The organism is Inhella inkyongensis (assembly GCF_005952805.1).
GTDB lineage: Bacteria > Pseudomonadota > Gammaproteobacteria > Burkholderiales > Burkholderiaceae_C > Inhella > Inhella inkyongensis.
Genome location: NZ_CP040709.1, coordinates 1362581 through 1379034 on the forward strand (window position 1 = coordinate 1362581; position 16454 = coordinate 1379034).

At 66.3% G+C, this 16454-nt stretch carries 13 protein-coding genes and 2 tRNA genes; 7 read left to right on the plus strand and 8 right to left on the minus strand.

The genetic code is table 11. From position 1 onward, the window contains the following. Positions 1-3: 3 nt before the first annotated feature. Together FF090_RS06725 and FF090_RS06730 are read right to left on the minus strand one after the other, a co-directional pair. On the minus strand, positions 4-1455 hold the full coding sequence (locus FF090_RS06725; protein ID WP_138856000.1) for a S41 family peptidase: 1452 nt from the start codon (positions 1453-1455) through the stop codon (positions 4-6). A gap of 144 nt (positions 1456-1599) precedes the next feature. Further along, a complete protein-coding gene (locus FF090_RS06730) occupies positions 1600-2688 on the minus strand; it encodes an ABC transporter ATP-binding protein (RefSeq protein ID WP_138856001.1) in 1089 nt (362 codons plus the stop codon). 48 nt (positions 2689-2736) lie between these two features. On the opposite strand from FF090_RS06730, the gene FF090_RS06735 reads away from it, so the two are divergent. Beyond that, positions 2737-4350, plus strand: a complete 1614-nt coding sequence (locus tag FF090_RS06735; RefSeq protein ID WP_138856002.1) for an ABC transporter permease — start codon at positions 2737-2739, stop codon at positions 4348-4350. A gap of 16 nt (positions 4351-4366) precedes the next feature. Here FF090_RS06735 and FF090_RS06740 read toward each other — a convergent pair. The 6 genes from FF090_RS06740 to prfB all read right to left on the minus strand — a co-directional run bounded on the left by FF090_RS06740 (position 4367) and on the right by prfB (position 10264). Beyond that, positions 4367-4441 (minus strand) — tRNA-Arg (locus tag FF090_RS06740). A gap of 48 nt (positions 4442-4489) precedes the next feature. After that, positions 4490-4565, minus strand: a tRNA-Thr gene (locus FF090_RS06745). A 154-nt stretch (positions 4566-4719) separates the two neighbouring features. Continuing rightward, positions 4720-5430 carry a DUF6624 domain-containing protein gene (locus FF090_RS06750; RefSeq protein ID WP_138856003.1) on the minus strand — a complete coding sequence of 237 codons (711 nt, stop codon included), beginning with the start codon at positions 5428-5430 and terminating at the stop codon, positions 4720-4722. Then, positions 5430-6446, minus strand: coding sequence for a class 1 fructose-bisphosphatase (locus FF090_RS06755; protein WP_138856004.1), 1017 nt, complete (start codon positions 6444-6446; stop codon positions 5430-5432). The genes FF090_RS06750 and FF090_RS06755 overlap by 1 nt, the downstream gene beginning before the upstream one ends. Continuing rightward, entirely contained in the window at positions 6443-9106 is a 2664-nt protein-coding gene (pepN, locus tag FF090_RS06760) for an aminopeptidase N (protein WP_138856005.1), read from the minus strand. Before pepN ends, FF090_RS06755 begins: the two co-directional genes overlap by 4 nt. Before the next feature lie 53 nt (positions 9107-9159). Further along, a protein-coding gene (gene prfB / locus FF090_RS06765) for a peptide chain release factor 2 (RefSeq protein WP_138856006.1) occupies positions 9160-10264 on the minus strand; the annotation gives its coding sequence in 2 pieces (ribosomal slippage) (positions 9160-10182 and positions 10184-10264; 1104 coding nt in all). A gap of 169 nt (positions 10265-10433) precedes the next feature. Between prfB and FF090_RS06770 the strand changes: the two genes are divergently transcribed. The 6 genes from FF090_RS06770 (at position 10434) to FF090_RS06795 (ending at position 16418) form a co-directional block, all read left to right on the plus strand. Continuing rightward, positions 10434-10763, plus strand: coding sequence for a hypothetical protein (locus tag FF090_RS06770; protein WP_246071533.1), 330 nt, complete (start codon positions 10434-10436; stop codon positions 10761-10763). Then, positions 10754-11311, plus strand: coding sequence for a tetratricopeptide repeat protein (locus tag FF090_RS06775; RefSeq protein WP_138856007.1), 558 nt, complete (start codon positions 10754-10756; stop codon positions 11309-11311). The genes FF090_RS06770 and FF090_RS06775 overlap by 10 nt, the downstream gene beginning before the upstream one ends. A 63-nt stretch (positions 11312-11374) precedes the next feature. Beyond that, on the plus strand, positions 11375-11632 hold the full coding sequence (locus tag FF090_RS06780; RefSeq protein WP_138856008.1) for a DUF4212 domain-containing protein: 258 nt from the start codon (positions 11375-11377) through the stop codon (positions 11630-11632). Position 11633: 1 nt separating this feature from the next. Further along, positions 11634-13760, plus strand: coding sequence for a VC_2705 family sodium/solute symporter (locus FF090_RS06785; RefSeq protein WP_138856009.1), 2127 nt, complete (start codon positions 11634-11636; stop codon positions 13758-13760). A 67-nt stretch (positions 13761-13827) separates the two neighbouring features. Continuing rightward, the gene (locus FF090_RS06790; protein ID WP_138856010.1) at positions 13828-15732 is read left to right on the plus strand and encodes a DUF294 nucleotidyltransferase-like domain-containing protein; all 1905 of its coding nucleotides are present in this window, start codon (positions 13828-13830) and stop codon (positions 15730-15732) included. Beyond that, positions 15729-16418: a 3'-5' exonuclease gene (locus FF090_RS06795; RefSeq protein WP_138856011.1), complete on the plus strand. Its 690-nt coding sequence runs from the start codon at positions 15729-15731 to the stop codon at positions 16416-16418. Before FF090_RS06790 ends, FF090_RS06795 begins: the two co-directional genes overlap by 4 nt. Positions 16419-16454 lie beyond the last annotated feature (36 nt).

Genomic DNA, 16454 nt, shown 5'->3' on the forward strand with positions numbered 1-16454 from the left:
CCGTCAATTGGGTTTAGACGAATCGGACTTGGCCGCCTCGGCCTTGCGCTCCAGCGGTGCCTTGGACAGCACCACGGGCTTGCCTTTGAGCTGGTTGAGCGCCTGCTGAAGCGGCCAGTCCTGCTCACCCCCGAATTCGGGCAGGGGCTTGAGCGGCTCCTTGCGCTTGTTCAGTTCTTCTTCCAAGCGGCGGCGCTCGGCCTCGCGGGCTTTCTGCTCTTCGCTCTCGGCGTTCTGGTTGCTGCTGGCCAGGTGCTTTTCCAGATCGGCCTCGCGGGTGCGCAGCGCGCCGATGATGTTGCCCTCGGCGGTTTCGTCGATGGCGAGGTCGGGCAGGATGCCCTTGGCCTGGATGGAACGGCCGCTGGGCGTGTAGTAGCGCGCGGTGGTGATCTTGAGCGCGGTGTCCGGCGAGAGCTGGCGCACCGTCTGCACCGAGCCCTTGCCAAAGGTCTGGGCGCCCAGCACCAGGGCGCGCTTGTGATCCTGCAGCGCGCCGGCCACGATCTCGCTGGCCGAGGCCGAGCCTTCGTTCACCAGCACCACCAGCGGCACGGTCTTCAGTGCAGCGGGCAGCTTCTTGATCACATCGACCTGGCCGCGGCGCAGATAGTCCTCGGGCCGCGCCTTGTAGCTGTACTTGGAATTGGCCAACTGACCATTGGTGGACACCACTTCCACGCCATTGGGCAAGAACGCCGTGCTGATCGCGATGGCGCCTTCGAGCACGCCTCCCGGGTCGTTGCGCAGGTCCAGCACCAGGCCCTTGAGCTTGGGGTCCTGGGCATAGAGCTCAGTCAGCTTCTTGGCGAAATCTTCGACCGTGCGCTCCTGGAAGGCCGACACGCGCAACCAGGCGTAGCCGGGCTCGACCATCTTGGCCCGCACCGATTGCATACGGATCTCTTCGCGCACGATGGTGACCGGGAAGCTGCGGTTCTCGGCCTTGCGGAAGATCAGGAGGTTGACCTTGGTCTGCGGGTCGCCGCGCATGCGCTTGACGGCCTGCTCCAGCGTCAGGCCCTTGACCGGCTGGTCGTCGATGCGGGTGATCAGGTCGTTCGAGCGCAGGCCAGCACGGAAGGCCGGCGAGCCTTCGATGGGCGAGACGATGCGCACGAAACCGTCCTCCATGCCAATCTCGATGCCCACGCCGACGAACTTGCCCGAGGTGCCTTCCTTGAATTCCTGGAAGCTCTTCTTGTCGAAGAACTGCGAGTGCGGGTCCAGCCCGGTGACCATGCCGGCGATGGCGTCGTTGATGAGCTTCTTCTCATCCACGGGCTCCACATACTCGGCCTTGACCAGTCCGAACACGGCGGCCAGCTGTTGCAACTCTTCCAGTGGCAGCGCAGCTTGGCTGCCCCGTGCATTGGCGCTGAATTGCAAGGTTGCCATGGCACCCGCAAGGGCGCCTACGCCGATCCAACCTGCCACCTTCAATTTGGCACCCATATGCGCCTCTCTCTTCTCAGCTGCAGCCCTTTGGGCCGCGAAATCCAAGGCCCGCAGGCCCGTGTCAAATCAGTATAGGCAGGGCATGAAGCCGCACGCTGGCATCAGCACCCGGGTCGCCCTGCAATTGCGCCGACTTGTGCCCTATGCACGCGCCGATTCTGGGGCGGGCGGTGCTGCCGTGGCGAAGGTCACCACATGGTCAGCCTGTGCACGAATGCCGATCCACTCGCCGACATGGTGGTCGTGGTGCGAGGGCACGGCGGCGATCAGGCGGGTGCCGTCGGTCAGTTGCAGGGTGTAGAGGAACTCGGCGCCGCGGAAGACCTTGTGCTCGATGCGCGCCTGCGTCGGGGCGTGGTCGTCGTGCACCACATCGTCGGCGCGCAGCAGCACCTCGCAGTGGCCGCCGGGGTAGGCGCCGGGCAGCGGGCAGTCCTGGGCGTTCTCCAGCAGGCCCAGGGCGGTGCGCACCTGGTTGCCCTCCAGCGTGCCGGGTACGAACACGCCGTGGCCGATGAAGCCCGCCACAAAGCGCGTGGCCGGTCGGTGGTAAACGGTGTAGGCCTCGTCCCACTGCTCCAGCCGGCCTTGATGGATGACGCCCACGCGGTCGCCGATGGCGAAGGCCTCGGCCTGGTCGTGGGTGACGAAGAGCGCCGTGGTCTGGGCGGCTTTCAGAATGGCGCGCAGGTCTTGCGAGAGGGACTCGCGCAGGTCCACGTCCAGGCTGGAAAAGGGCTCGTCCAGCAGCAGCAGCTGCGGGGCAGGCGCCAACGCCCGGGCCAGGGCCACGCGCTGTTGCTGGCCGCCGGAGAGCTGGTGCGGCATGCGCTTGGCGGCATGGCCCAGGCCCACCAGACTCAGCATCTCCTCCACGCGCGCCTTGCGCTCGTTCGGTGCCAGGTGGCGCAAACCAAAGGCCACATTGGCCTGCACGCTCAGGTGCGGAAAGAGGGCGAAGTCCTGGAACACCAAGCCGACGCGGCGCGACTCCGGGGCCAGGTGCTGCTCCGCAGCGGCGTCGGCCAGGGCTTCGCCCTGCAGGCGGATGCGACCCTGGTGGATGCGCTCCAGCCCGGCCACGGCGCGCAGCAGCGAGGTCTTGCCGCAGCCCGAAGGGCCGATCAATACGCCGATATCACCCTTGGCCAGGCTCAAGGTGACGCCTTGGACGGCGTCCTGGCTGGCGCCCGCATAGCGCAGGCCCACGCTCTCGATCGAAAGAAACATCCACCTATGATGCCAGACGATGCAAATGCAAATTGTTCGCATGACTCGATGCGTCTGATCCTTTTTCTTGCCTTGGGCCTGCTGTTGGCCCTGCCGGTGCTGACGGTTCTGGGGGCTTGGTTGGGCCTGGACGCGGCGGCCTGGGCCCAATGGCGCCACCTGGCCAGCACGGTGCTGCCCGGCTATGCGGTGGAGTCTGGTTTGTTGGCGCTGGGGGTGACCGGCGGCACGCTGTTGCTGGGCGGTGGGGCGGCCGCCTTGGTCAGCCTGTTCGAGTTTCGTGGGCGCCGCTTTTGGGACTTGGCCCTGCTGCTGCCGATGGCGATGCCCGCCTATGTGGCGGCTTACGCCTACACCGATGCGCTGCAGCCCAGTGGTGCCTTGCAAACGGCGCTGCGCGCGCAATGGGGGTTGCAGGGCGCCCTGTGGGGCGAGGTGCGCAGCCTGCCCGGGGCCATGCTGCTGTTCACGGCCTGCCTCTATCCCTATGTCTACCTGCTGACCCGCACGGCTTTGAGCGAACGCGCGGCGCCCCTGATGGAGGCGGCGCGGTTGCTGGGCGCGGGTCTCACCCGGCGCATGTTGGCGGTGGCCTTGCCGCTGGCGCGCCCGGCCCTGGTGGCGGGCGTGGCCCTGGCCTTGATGGAGACCCTGGCTGACTACGGCGTGGGAAGTTACTTCGGGCTGAACACCCTGACGACCGGGATCTACAAGGCCTGGCTGGTCAATGGGGACCGGCTGGGCGCTGCCCAACTGGCCTCCATGCTGTTGATCGTGGTGAGCCTGTGCCTGATGCTGGAGCGCCGCGCGCAGGCGCAGATGCGCTTTGCGTCCAGCCGCGCGCAGTCCGCCACCGATAGCCAAACCCAGGTGCTGCGCGGCCGCTGGGCTTGGCTGGCCAATGCGCTATGCGCGTTGCCGGTCAGCCTGGGATTTTTCATTCCCGTGGCCTGGCTGCTGCGCATGGCCTGGCTGGACGCACGCTATAGCGAGCAGGCTTGGCCCTGGGAGCGTTTCCTGAATTGGGCGGGCGGCAGTCTGAAGCTGGCCGCGCTGGCGGCGCTGCTGACCGTGATGCTGGCATTGGTGCTGGCGCTGACCCAGCGCCTGCAGCGCGGTCAGTCGTTGTGGCGCCGCCGGCTCACCGATGCCGTGATGCGCCTGGTGGGCTTGGGCTATGCCGTGCCGGGCGCCGTCATTGCCATCGGGCTTTTGTTGCCGCTGGCTTGGGTGCAGACGGTGTGGCCGGGCGCGGTGGGTTGGATGACGGGCACTGTGCTGGGCCTGCTTTGGGCCTACACGGTGCGCTTCGGCGGCGTGGCCCTGCAGTCCATCGAGGCCGGCTATGCACGCATCCCCACCAGCCTGGACGAAAGCGCACGGATGCTCGGCGCCTCCAACTGGCGCCTCGGCCTTGAAGTGCATGCGCCCTTGCTGACCCGCGCCACCTTGGCCGCGGCGCTGCTGGTGTTCGTGGACGTGATGAAGGAGTTGCCGGCAACTCTGGTGCTGCGCCCCTTTGACAGCGACACCCTGGCAGTGGTGGCCTATCAGCTGGCGCGTGACGAGCGCCTGGCCGAGGCCGCATTGCCCGCATTGGCCATCGTGGCCGTGGGTCTGGCGCCGGTGGCCTTGCTGTGGCGCTCGATGAAGCTGAAGTAGGCTGGCCGTGGAGGGCTGGCCCCGCCAGTAGGAATCGAACCTACATCTGACCCTTAGGAGGGGCCCGTTCTATCCATTGAACTATGGCGAGTGAGGCCAAAAGCACCAAAGCCCGGCAGGACCGGGCTTTGTTGTTCTGTGGTGCCGGCAAGAGGAGTCGAACCCCCGACCTTCGCATTACGAATGCGCTGCTCTACCAACTGAGCTATGCCGGCACGCGGTGAAGCCCGCCATTATAGGCAGAAAATTCCAGTTGAAATTTGGCTGTGCTGAATGGCGCTGGGGGGCGCGTTCATTCTGGTCTTGTCGGCGATGCTCGGCGCCCCAGCAGCTTTGGAGCCGGCTGGGAATGAGGCAGCGGCGGCGGGCTCAGCCAGATTTTGGCTTGCGCAGCTCATACATCATGCAGCCGTAGTCCGCCAAGGGCATCAGGCCCAGCGCCTGCCGATTGCGTTCGACCTCCGCGAGGTTTTCGATCTGCTGCAATTGCTCGTTCACCCCAGAGCCCCAATCGAACTGGGTTCCAAAGGCCTGTGCGCCGCCGCGCTTCTTGAGGACGCGGTCCGTCAGTCTGGCCAACTCAGTGGCACCGAATTCCCCAACTGCGTGGTGACGCTGGAACTCGCCCAGGGCCTGGCGTTGGAATTCGGGGTGCTGGTCGGCGTGTTGCACCAGCAGCCAGGTCAGTTGCAGCCCGTATTCGCCAACCTGGCTGGCCGTGGGGAAGCCGCTCGTGTTGATGACTTTCATCAGCCAACGCAGGTTCTTGGCGTCCACGGAGGCCAAGGCCTGCGCGTCTCGCTCGGCGAAGCCGCTGGCGAGCAAGCGGCGGCGGGCGTTCTGATCGAGTTCGACCCGAGCCTCCAGTTCCTTGAGAAGCTCTGGATGGCTCAGTGATCGCGCTTGGTCGCGCCGTTTCATGGCGGGAAGCTGTTGCGCCTGGTTGGCCTGTAGCCAAGCCGAAGCGCCGGGGCAGCGCTCCTTCCAGGGCGCAGCCTCGTCGCTGTCTTCATGGGCCCGCGCTGTGGACGCGAGGGCCGCCAGAAAGATGGCCAGCCAGGGGCCCAGCCTGCCGCGCATCAGCCTTCAGCGCCTTCCTGGTGATATCGAGTTACTCGTTCGACCTCATTCCTGGAGCCCAGCACCACGGCCACGCGTTCGTGCAGCTTGGTCGGGGTGATGTCCAGGATGCGCTGGCGGCCATTGGTGGCCAGGCCGCCGGCCTGCTCGACGATGAAGCCCATGGGGTTGGCTTCGTACATCAAGCGCAGCTTGCCGGCCTTGCCCGGTTCGCGCGCGTCCCAGGGGTACATGAAGATGCCCCCTCTGCAAAGGATGCGGTGAACGTCCGCCACCATGGAGGCGATCCAGCGCATGTTGAAGTCCTTCTCGCGCGGGCCCGTGGTGCCGGCCAAGCATTCGTCGATATAGCGCGTCACGGGCGGTGCCCAGTGGCGCTTGTTCGACATATTGATCGCGAACTCTTTGGTGTCGGAGGGGATCTTCACGTCCTTCTCGGTCAGCACCCAGGAGCCCATCTCGCGGTCCAGGGTGAACATGGCCACGCCGTCGCCCAGGGTCAGCACCAGGGTCACCTGTGGCCCATAGATGCAATAGCCGGCCGCGGCCTGCTGCTTGCCGGGTTGCAGGAAGTCCTCCTCGCTGACGCCGCGGTGGTTGTTGACCTTGCGCAGCACCGAGAAGATGGTGCCGATGCTGACGTTGACGTCGATGTTGCTGCTGCCATCCAGGGGATCGAACAGCAGCAGGTATTCACCTTGCGGGAAGCGGTTGGGCACGACGTGGATGGAGTCCATTTCCTCAGACGCCATGGCGGCCAGGTGGCCGCCCCACTCATTGGCTTCGATCAGCACCTCGTTGGCGATGATGTCCAGCTTCTTCTGCACTTCGCCCTGGACGTTTTCGCTGTGCGCGCTGCCCAGCACATCGCCGAGGGCCCCCTTGTTGACGCTGATGGCAATGCGCTTGCAGGCGCGGGCCACCACCTCGATCAACAGACGCAGCTGCGGCGGGATATTGCCGTTGGCGCGCTGCTGCTCAACGAGGTATTGGGTCAGGCTGACGCGGGCGCTCATTTCGACGCTCCTTCCAGGGCTTTGGTGACGATCTCACGCACGTCATTGCTCAGACTGCTGCGCTCGGCCAGGCGCTGCAACGCCACCTGGGCAGCACCGCGATAGGGCTCGGCCAGGGTGGTCCAGCGATCCATGGCGCGCGCCAGGCGGGCGGCCAGTTGCGGGTTGATGGCGTCCATGGCGGCCACCTGCTCGGCCCACAGCACATAGCCGCCGGCATCGGCGCGGTGGAAGGCGCCCGGGTTCATATTGCACAACTGGACCAGCAGGCTGCGGGCGCGGTTGGGGTTCTTCAGCGTGAAGCCGGGGTGTTGCAGCAGCTTCTTGGCGCGCTCGAATACCTTGCCGTCGCGCTCGGGGGCGCGGGCCTGCAGCATGAACCACTTGTCCACCACCAGGGCCTCATGGGCGAACTGTTGGTGGAAGTGGCTCAGGGCGGCGTCGGCCAGGCCGGCGTGGGCGTTGACCAGGGCAGCCAGGGCGCCGAAGCGCTCGGTCATGTTGTTGGCGTCCTTGACCTGCTGGTAGGCGCGGCCCGGCCACACCGGCTCGCCGGTGCGGGTGGATTCGCGCACCAGCATCGCCAGGGCCAGATTGGCCAGTGCGCGGCGGCCGGCGTCTTCGGCCACTGGGCGGTAGCCGCCCTTGACTTGATGGGCCTCAAAGGCCCACTCCCAATCGCCGCGCAGGGCCTGCGCGAGCTGGTCCCAGGCGGCCTCGACCGAGGCGTGGATGGCCTGTGGATCCACCACTTCCAGCTGTTCGGCGATGTAGGCGGCGTCGGGCAGGCGCAGGGCCTCGGCCTTGAAGGCGGCATCCAGCTGCGGGTGACGCAGCACGGCGCGCATGGCCTCCAGGTAGGCGTGGTCCAGTTGCAGCGCATGGCCCCCCTGCACGGCGCGCAGGATGCGCTTCAGCCCAAGGCGCTGGCTGGCTTCCCAGCGGTTGAAGGCGTCGCTGTCAAAGCGCAGCAGGGTCAGCAACTCGGGGTCCGAGAGCCCGTCTTCCAGCAGCACCGGCGCCGAGAAACCGCGCAACAGCGAGGGCGTGGGGTCCACCAGCACATTGATGAAGGTGAAGGTCTGCTCGGCCTTCTCCAGCAGCAGCACGGTCTCGGTGCCGCGGGCCTCGATGTCGCCTTCGAGCTGCAGCGGCAAGGCCTGACCCTCATGGCCCACCAGGCCCATGCGCACCGGGATGAGTTGGGGCTCGGTGGCCTTGCCATTGCGCTGGCTCAGCACCAGGGTGTAGCGGTGCGCGGCGGCGTCGTATTCACCCCGGGCGCTGATATGGGGCGTGCCGGGCTGGCTGTACCAGCGCTTGAACTGTTCCAGGCGGGTGGACAAGGGTGAGTCGGGGTTGGCGTCGGCCATGGCGGCGGCAAAGTCGTCGCAGGTCACGGCCTGGCCGTCATGGCGCTGGAAGTACAGGGCCATGCCTTTGGCAAAGCCCTCGCGGCCCAGCAGAGTCTGGTACATGCCCACCACCTCAGCGCCCTTTTCATAGACGGTGGCGGTGTAGAAGTTATTGATCTCGGTGTAGCTGTCGGGGCGCACCGAGTGGGCCATGGAGCCGGCGTCCTCGGGGAACTGGATGGCGCGCAGATTGCGCACCTGCTGGATGCGCTGCACCGCGCGGGCGGAGTCCGAGCCCGCCATGTCCATCGAGAACTCGCGGTCCCGGAAGACGGTCAGGCCTTCCTTCAGCGAGAGCTGGAACCAGTCGCGGCAGGTGACCCGGTTGCCGGTCCAGTTGTGGAAGTACTCGTGCGCGACGATGGCCTCGATGCGCTGGAAGTCGGCGTCCGTCGCCGTGGCCGGGCTGGCCAGCAGGGCGCTGGTGTTGAAGATGTTCAGGCCCTTGTTCTCCATCGCGCCCATGTTGAAGTCGGACACGCCGACCACCATGAAGCGCTCCAGATCCAGTGGCAGGTTGAAGCGCGCCTCGTCCCAGATGATGGAAGCGATCAGCGAGTTCATCGCGTGCTCGGTCTTGTCCAGATCACCGCGGCGCACAAAGACCTGCAGCAGGTGTTCCTTGCCCGAGCGGGTGGTGATGCGCTGCTCGCGCGCGACCAGGTCGCCAGCCACCACGGCAAACAGATAGCTGGGCTTGGGGAAGGGGTCGTGCCACTTGGCGAAGTGTTTGCCGCCATCCAGATCGCCCTGCTCCAGCAGATTGCCGTTGGCCAGCAGGATGGGGTACTTGGCCTTGTCCGCCCGCAGGGTCACGGTGTAGACCGCCATCACATCGGGGCGATCCAGGAAGTAGGTGATGCGGCGGAAGCCCTCGGCTTCGCACTGCGTGAAGAAGCTGCCGCCCGAGGTGTAGAGGCCTGAGAGCGCCGTGTTCTTCTCGGGGGCGCAGGTGTTGCGCAGGGTCAGTTCGAAGTCGCGGTCCGGCGCTTCGATGATGAGTTCGTGGCCTTCCTGGCGGAAGCTCACCGGTTCGCCGTCGATCAGCACGCGCAGCGGCGTCAGCTCCTCGCCCAGCAGCACCAAGGGGCCGTGGGCTTGCGCCGGGTTGCGCTTGACCGCGTGCTTGGCGGTGATCAGGGTCTTGGCGGGGTCCAGATCAAAGGTCAGATCGACCGTGGCGATCCAGAACGCGGGCGCCTGGTAGTCCAGGCGGTGGATGACTTGGGCTTGGCCTTCACGCATAGGGTTTCCTTGGGCGAAATGCAAAAAGCCCGGCAGGTGCCGGGCTGGATGGATCAGACTCCCTGTTTCAGGGAGGCAGTGATGAAAAGGTCTAGGTCGCCGTCCAGCACCTTTTGGGTGTTCGAGGTCTCGACGTTGGTGCGCAGGTCCTTGATGCGGCTCTGGTCGAGCACATAGCTACGGATCTGGTGACCCCAACCGACATCGGTCTTGGTGTCTTCCAGCTTCTGCTGCTCTTCCTGGCGCTTGCGCATCTCGTGGTCGTACAGGCGCGAGCGCAGGCGCTTCCAGGCCACATCGCGGTTGCTGTGCTGGCTGCGACCGTCCTGGCACTGCACCACGATGCCGGTCGGGATGTGGGTCAGGCGCACGGCCGAGTCGGTCTTGTTGATGTGCTGACCGCCGGCGCCGCTGGCGCGGAAGGTGTCGGTGCGCACATCGGCCGGGTTGATGTCGATCTCGATCGAGTCATCAATTTCCGGGTACACGAAGAGCGAGGCGAAGCTGGTGTGGCGGCCGCCCGAGCTGTCGAACGGGCTCTTGCGGACCAGGCGGTGCACGCCGGTCTCGGTGCGCAGCAGGCCAAAGGCGTACTCGCCCTCGACCTTGATGGTGGCGCTCTTCAAGCCGGCCACATCGCCCGGGGTCTCGTCTTCCAGCGTGGCCTTGAAGCCCTTGCGCTCGCAGTACTTCAGGTACTGGCGCAGCAGCATGCCGGCCCAGTCGCAGGCTTCAGTGCCGCCGGCGCCGGCCTGGATGTCGATGAAGCAGTTGCTCGGGTCCGCCGGGTTGTTGAACATGCGGCGGAACTCGAACTCTTCGACGGTGGCCGTCAGCTTCGCAGTCTCGCCTTCCAGCGTTTCGATGGAATCGAAATCACCTTCTTCCTTGGCCATTTCATAGAGCTCAAGGTTGTCGCCAAGGTTGGCTTCGAGGTGATTGATGGTCTCGACCACGCGGTCGAGCTCGCGCTTTTCCTTGCCCAGTTCTTGGGCCCGCTTGGGCTCGTTCCAGACGGCAGGGTTTTCGAGGGCGGCGTTGACCTCGTTCAGTCGCAGGGCTTTGCGGTCGTAGTCAAAGATACCCCCGTAGCGCGTCGGTGCGCGCACGGAGGTCATTGATCAACGTGCCCAAGGCATTGATGCGTTCGGCGTCCATGGTGTTTCCAGCAAGGTGTTTGGGCCCCGAAGGGGTTGGCGCAGCAGGGGCGCCGGGGGCCGACAGAAGGCGCGGATTCTCGCATGCCACTCCTGCGGGAAAGCCCTGCCGGGGACTTACGCGTGGATGGCGGGCTTTGTCAGAAAGCCGTAAGACTGCACGGCGCACCATGTCCGCCATCCCAAAGAAGGGGGTGTCCATGACGCTGCTCACCATCTCCATCCTGAAGCTCTTGGCCGAGATCGCGCTGATGGCGCTGCTGGGTCGCTGGTTGCTCGGACTGCTGGCCGGTCGCCAGCGCGAGCGCAATGTGTTCTACCAAATGCTGGGCATCGTCACCGCCCCGGTGCAGCGCCTGACGCGCTGGATCAGCCCGCGCCAGGTACTGGACCGCCACATCCCCCTGGCCGCGGCCGCGCTGCTGCTTTCCACCTGGGTGATTGCCACGCTGCTCAAGATCCAAACCTGTGTACAGATCGGGGTGCAGCAATGCCAATGATCCTCTTGCGGGCGGCGGTCTGGCTGCTGTTGCTGCTCGGGCTGCGGGCCCTGGCCCTGCAGGTTCTGCAGACCATGCGGGCCCAGGCGCCGCAAGATGGCTTTGCCCTCGCCACCCGGGCGCACCTGCTGGCGCAAAGCTCCGCGCCCGAGGCGTTGCGGCTGGCCGCCGCCGATCTGCGCCAGCTCTGCCAACTGCAGCCCGATCAGGCCGGCGCGGCTTTCAATCTGGGCTATGTGCTGGAAAAGCTGGGCGACTGGCCCGAGGCCGAGCGCGCCATGGCCCGTGCAGTGGCCTTGGACCCCAAGCTCGACCGCGCCTGGTACGGCCTCGGCTTGGTTCGCCTGCAGATGGGGCAGATCCCGTCTGCCATTGAGGCTTTCAAGCGCAACACCGAGCTCCAACCCCTGAGCCCCTATGGCTGGACGCAATTGGCCCGCGCGCACCATAGCCAGCAGCAGCCGCAAGAAGCGCAGCGCATCGTCGAACACCTGCGCGGCTTTGAGCCCCAAGTCGCGGCGGCGCTGGCCCAAGAGCTGCGGACCTGAATCGCTTTCCCCCTGCGTCGGCTTCACGGCCGGCATTTACAACCCAGCGAAGCCGAGGAGACCATGCAGTTATCCGACACGCATCGCCAGTATTGGCAGAAGAACCTGCGCATTACCGCAGTGTTGTTGGCCATCTGGTTCGTGGTGACCTATGGGGTCGCCTTCTATGCCCGTGAACTGAGTTTCACGTTCTTTGGTTGGCCCTTCAGTTTCTGGATGGCCTCGCAGGGCGCTTTGATCATCTATGTGCTGATCATCTGGTTCTATGCCAGCTATATGAACAAGCTGGACATTGAACACGGCGTCGCGGAAGGGGACTGATATGGCCGGACTCGCTCCAGAAGCCGCCTCAGGCGGCAGCAGCAAGGCGGCCAACGCCGCCTTCAAAAAGCAGCTCAACAAGGTCTACGGTTGGTACACCGGCGGCTTTGTGGTGTTCATCATCGTGTTGGCCATCGCCGAGCAGATGGGTCTGTCGCGCCAGGCCATCGGCCTGACCTTCCTGGCCGCCACCGTGCTGCTCTACGCCGGTATCGGCTTCATGAGCCGCACCAGCGATGCCAGCGAGTACTACGTGGCCGGCCGGCGTGTGCCAGCGGTTTACAACGGCATGGCCACGGGCGCGGACTGGATGAGCGCCGCCAGCTTCATCGGCATGGCCGGCACGCTCTACCTGGGCGGCTATGGCGGTCTGGCCTTCATCATGGGCTGGACCGGCGGCTACTGCCTGGTGGCCTTGTTCCTGGCGCCCTATTTGCGCAAGTTCGGCCAGTTCACCATCCCTGACTTCCTGGGCGCGCGCTACGAGGGCAATCTGCCGCGCATTCTGGGTGTGGCCGCTGCCATCCTCTGCTCCTTCACCTATGTGGTGGCGCAGATCTATGGCGTGGGCCTGATCACCGCACGGCTCACGGGGCTGGAGTTCACGGTCGGTATCTTTGCCGGCTTGGCCGGCATCCTTGTGTGCTCCTTCCTGGGCGGCATGCGGGCCGTCACCTGGACCCAGGTGGCCCAGTACATCATTTTGATCATTGCCTACATGATCCCGGTGGCCTGGCTGTCAGTGAAGCAAACCGGCGTGCCGATCCCTCAGGTCATCTACGGCTATCAGCTGGAGAAGGTCACGGCCAAGGAAAAGCTGATCATGGCCGACCCGAAGGAGCAGGAGGTCATTGCGATCTTCAAGGCCCGCGCCGCTGAAATCGACGCCAAGCTCAAGGATGTGCCCGGTGCGCTGGCAGCCGACCGCGCAGCGGCCGAGAACCGCCTGAATGAGCTGAAGGCCGCCAATGGGCCCTTGGCCGACATCCAGGCCGCCGAAAAGGCGCTGGCGGCGGTGCCCAAAGACGAAGCGGCGGCCAAGGAGGCCTGGACCAAGGCCAAGAAGGCGAATGAGGATCGCGCCAAGCCTTTGGCCGGCATGCCCGCGCATGCGGCGCAGTTCAAGGGTGATCCGAATGGCGACGCCAAGGCGCAAGCCGCGTTTGATGTCGATCGGCGCAACTTCCTGGCCCTGGTGTTTTGTTTGATGGTGGGCACGGCTGCGCTGCCGCACATCCTGATGCGCTACTACACCACGCCCTCGGTGAAGGAGGCACGGGAGTCGGTGACCTGGTCGCTGTTCTTCATCTTCCTGCTGTACTTCACGGCGCCAGCGCTGGCCGTGCTGGTGAAGTTCGAGGTCTTCAACAACCTGGTGGGGACGCCGTTCGACCAGTTGCCAGCCTGGATCGCCAGTTGGGCCAAGGTCGATCCCACCTTGCTGTCGGTGGCCGATGTCAACAAGGACGGCATCTTCCAGCTCGGCGAGATGAAGATCGGCGGCGACATCATCGTGCTCGCCACCCCGGAGATCGGCGGCCTGCCTTATGTGATCTCGGGCATGGTGGCGGCCGGCGGCCTGGCTGCAGCACTGTCCACGGCGGACGGTCTGTTGCTGACCATCGCCAACGCGCTCAGCCATGACGTCTATTACAAGATGATCGACCCGAATGCCTCGACGGCGCGGCGCGTCACCATCAGCAAGATCCTGTTGTTGATGGTGGCTCTGCTGGCTGCGGCGGTAGCAGCGCAAAAACCGGCGGACATCCTGTTCCTGGTGTCGGCGGCCTTCAGCTTCGCGGCGGCGGCTTTCTTCCCGGCTCTGGTGCTCGGGGTGTTCTGGAAGCGCGCCAATAAATGGGGGGCGAGCGCCGGCATCGCCGCCGGTTTGGGCATCACCTTCTACTACATGGTGATGACCCAGCCCTGGCTGCGCTCGGTGTTTGGTGTCACCTCGCCGGTGGAGCTGTGGTGGGGCATCCTGCCCATCAGCGCCGGTCTGTTCGGCGTGCCGCTGGGCTTCGCCGTGATCATCCTGGTCAGCCTGATCACCCCGGCCCCGGGTCGTGAAACCCAGGAGCTGGTGGAGCATGTGCGCTACCCTGATCTGAAGTTGGGCAAGGCTTGATCGGCCGCAAGGCCTGATCCTCGACGGCCCCGCAGCATGCGGGGCCGTCTCTTTTTGGGAGCACCGCATGTCCGAGCCACAACCATCGGCCCATCTGCTGGCCCAGCAGCTGGCCCAGTGGCGCCAGCACCATCCCTTTGACGCCATGGCCCCGGCGCCGCTGGAGCAGCTGGTGCGGGCCGCCGAGGTGATGTATTACGCGCCAGGCGAGTGCATCGCCTCACCCCAGGATGGGCCGGCGCAGCGTCTGTTCGTGCTGCGCTCGGGCGTGGTGACCGCCCAGCGCGGCCTGGCCGAGCTGGACAACCCCGGGCAGGGTTGGCAGTACGAGGCCGGCGACTGTTTCCCCATGGCCGCCTTGATGCAGGGTCGCACGGTGACGGCGACCTACAGCGCTGAGACCGATGTGTTCGCCTGGAGCTTGCCGGCCGAGGTGGTGCGCACGGTGGCCGCGCAAAGTCCACCGCTGGCCGCGCACCTGAGTGAGCGGGTGCTACAGCTGATCCAGCTGGCCAGCCGCGAACAGGCGCGCCAGGCCACCCAGGCGGCGTTGGCCGAGCAGTCCATGGAGCGGCCCCTGGGGGAGCTGATGCGCAAGAACCCGCTGGCCGTGCCGCCCGACATGCCGCTGGAGTTGGCGTTGCGCGCCATGGCCGGCCGACGCGTGGGCTCGGTGATGGTGGTCGATGCCCAGCAGCGCCCCTTGGGCATCCTGACGCGCGACGACCTTTTGGAGCGCATCACCCTGCCGCAGCGCTCGCTGTCCACGCCCATCGAGCGGGTGATGAGCCAGCCGCTGCGCACCCTGAGCGTGGACCACACGGCGCAGGATGCCGCGCTCTTGATGAGCCGCTTCACCCTGCGGCATGTGCCGGTGGTGGAGGGCGAGCCCGGTCAGCAGCGTCTGGTGGGCATCGTCTCGGAGCGCGATCTGTTTGCGCTCTCGCGCATGTCGGTGCAGCGCATCGGGGCGGACCTGCGCGCCGCGCAGGATGAGGCTGAGTTGCGCGATCTGGCGCCGCGCATCCGCGAGCTGGCCCGCCATCTGGGCGCCCAGGGCGTGGGTGCGCGCACGCTGACCGCCCTGATCGCGCACTTGAACGATTTGTTGACCGAGCGCCTGGTGCAGATCCACGCCGAGCGCCTGGGTCTGAGCCTGAAGCAGGCCGCCTGGCTGGCCTTTGGCAGTGAGGGTCGAGGTGAGCAGACCCTGGCCACGGACCAGGATAACGGCATCGTCTTCCAGAGCGACAACCCGGAGCTGGAGCGGCCGCGCTGGCTGGCCCTGGGCGAGGCGGTGTGCGCCAGCCTGGCGGACTGCGGCTTTCCGCTCTGCAAGGGCGGTGTGATGGCGTCCCAGCCGGCCTGCTGTGCCTCGGTGCAGGAGTGGTGCGAGCGTTTTCAGTCCTGGCTGGCGCGCGGCACGCCCGAGGAGTTGCTGGCGGCCTCGATCTACTTCGACGCCCGCGCCTTGGCCGGCGCCACCGAGTTGGCCGAGCCGCTGCGGGCGGTGGCGCGCGGCCCGGCTGGGGCGCGCTTCCTGCATCTGCTGACCGAGGCCGCCTTGCGCGGCAAGGTGCCGCTGTCCTGGCGCGGCGCGCTGGACCCGCAGACCGTCAACGGTCAGGAAGGGCTGGACCTGAAGGCCGGCGGCACGGCGGTGTTTGTCGAGGCGGGGCGCATCCTGGCCCTGTCCCAAGGCCTGGAGGCCCTGGGCACGCGCGAGCGCCTGCTGCGCGCCGGTGAGGCCCTGGGCGTCGCCGCCCCCGAGCGCGAGGGCTGGACGGCGGCCTTCGAGTTTTTGCAAGGCCTGCGCCTGCGCGCCCATATGGAGGCGGCGGCGGACCCCGACAACGCCAATTGGGTGCCCATGCGGGCCCTCAATGATCTGGACCGCCGCACCCTGCGCGTTTCGCTGCGTGTGGCCCAGCGCTTGCAGCAGCGCCTCCAGATGGAATTCTTGAAAACATGAACGGCCTGCAGCAGGCCTGGGGCGATTGGCGCCGCCGCCGTGCCAGCGCCCGTCATGCCTTGGCGGCGACACGCTGGGTGGTCATCGATGTCGAGACCAGTGGGCTGGATATCCTCAATGACCGTCTGATTGCTGCGGCGGCGGTGGGCGTGCGCTGGCAGCAGGGCGCGCCCGTGCTGAATGTGGAGGACAGCTTCGAGGTGGTGCTGCAGGCACCGCCCGGCTTGGCATTGGATGCCGTGGCACGCCGCAACATCCTGCTGCATGGAATCGGGCAGGGCGAGCAGGGGGGCGGGGTGGAGCCGGTGGCGGCGCTCAAGGCCCTGCATGCCTTTGTTGATGGTGCGCCCTGCTTGGCCTTCCATGCGGCCTTTGACGCCGGCATGCTCGACCGCGAGTGGCGGCGCCTGCGGGTGGATGGGGGCCTGGGTTGGCCTGAGCCTTGGCTGGACCTGGCGGTGCTGGCGCGGGCGCTCTATCCAGAATGGCCGGAACGCCGCACCCTGGACCAGTGGCTGGAGCCCTTTGCTCTGGCCGCCAGCCAGCGTCATCGTGCCAGCAGCGACGCCTGGGTCACGGCGGAGCTGCTGCAGTGCCTGTGGCCGCGCTGGCGTGCCAAGGCCGCCGGGCGCTCGCCTTGGGCCTGCGCCCACGAACTGCTGGAAGCCCGGCGCTGGCTGGGGTGAACCCCGGTGGGCAGGCGGGCGGCTGCGCATAAGCTT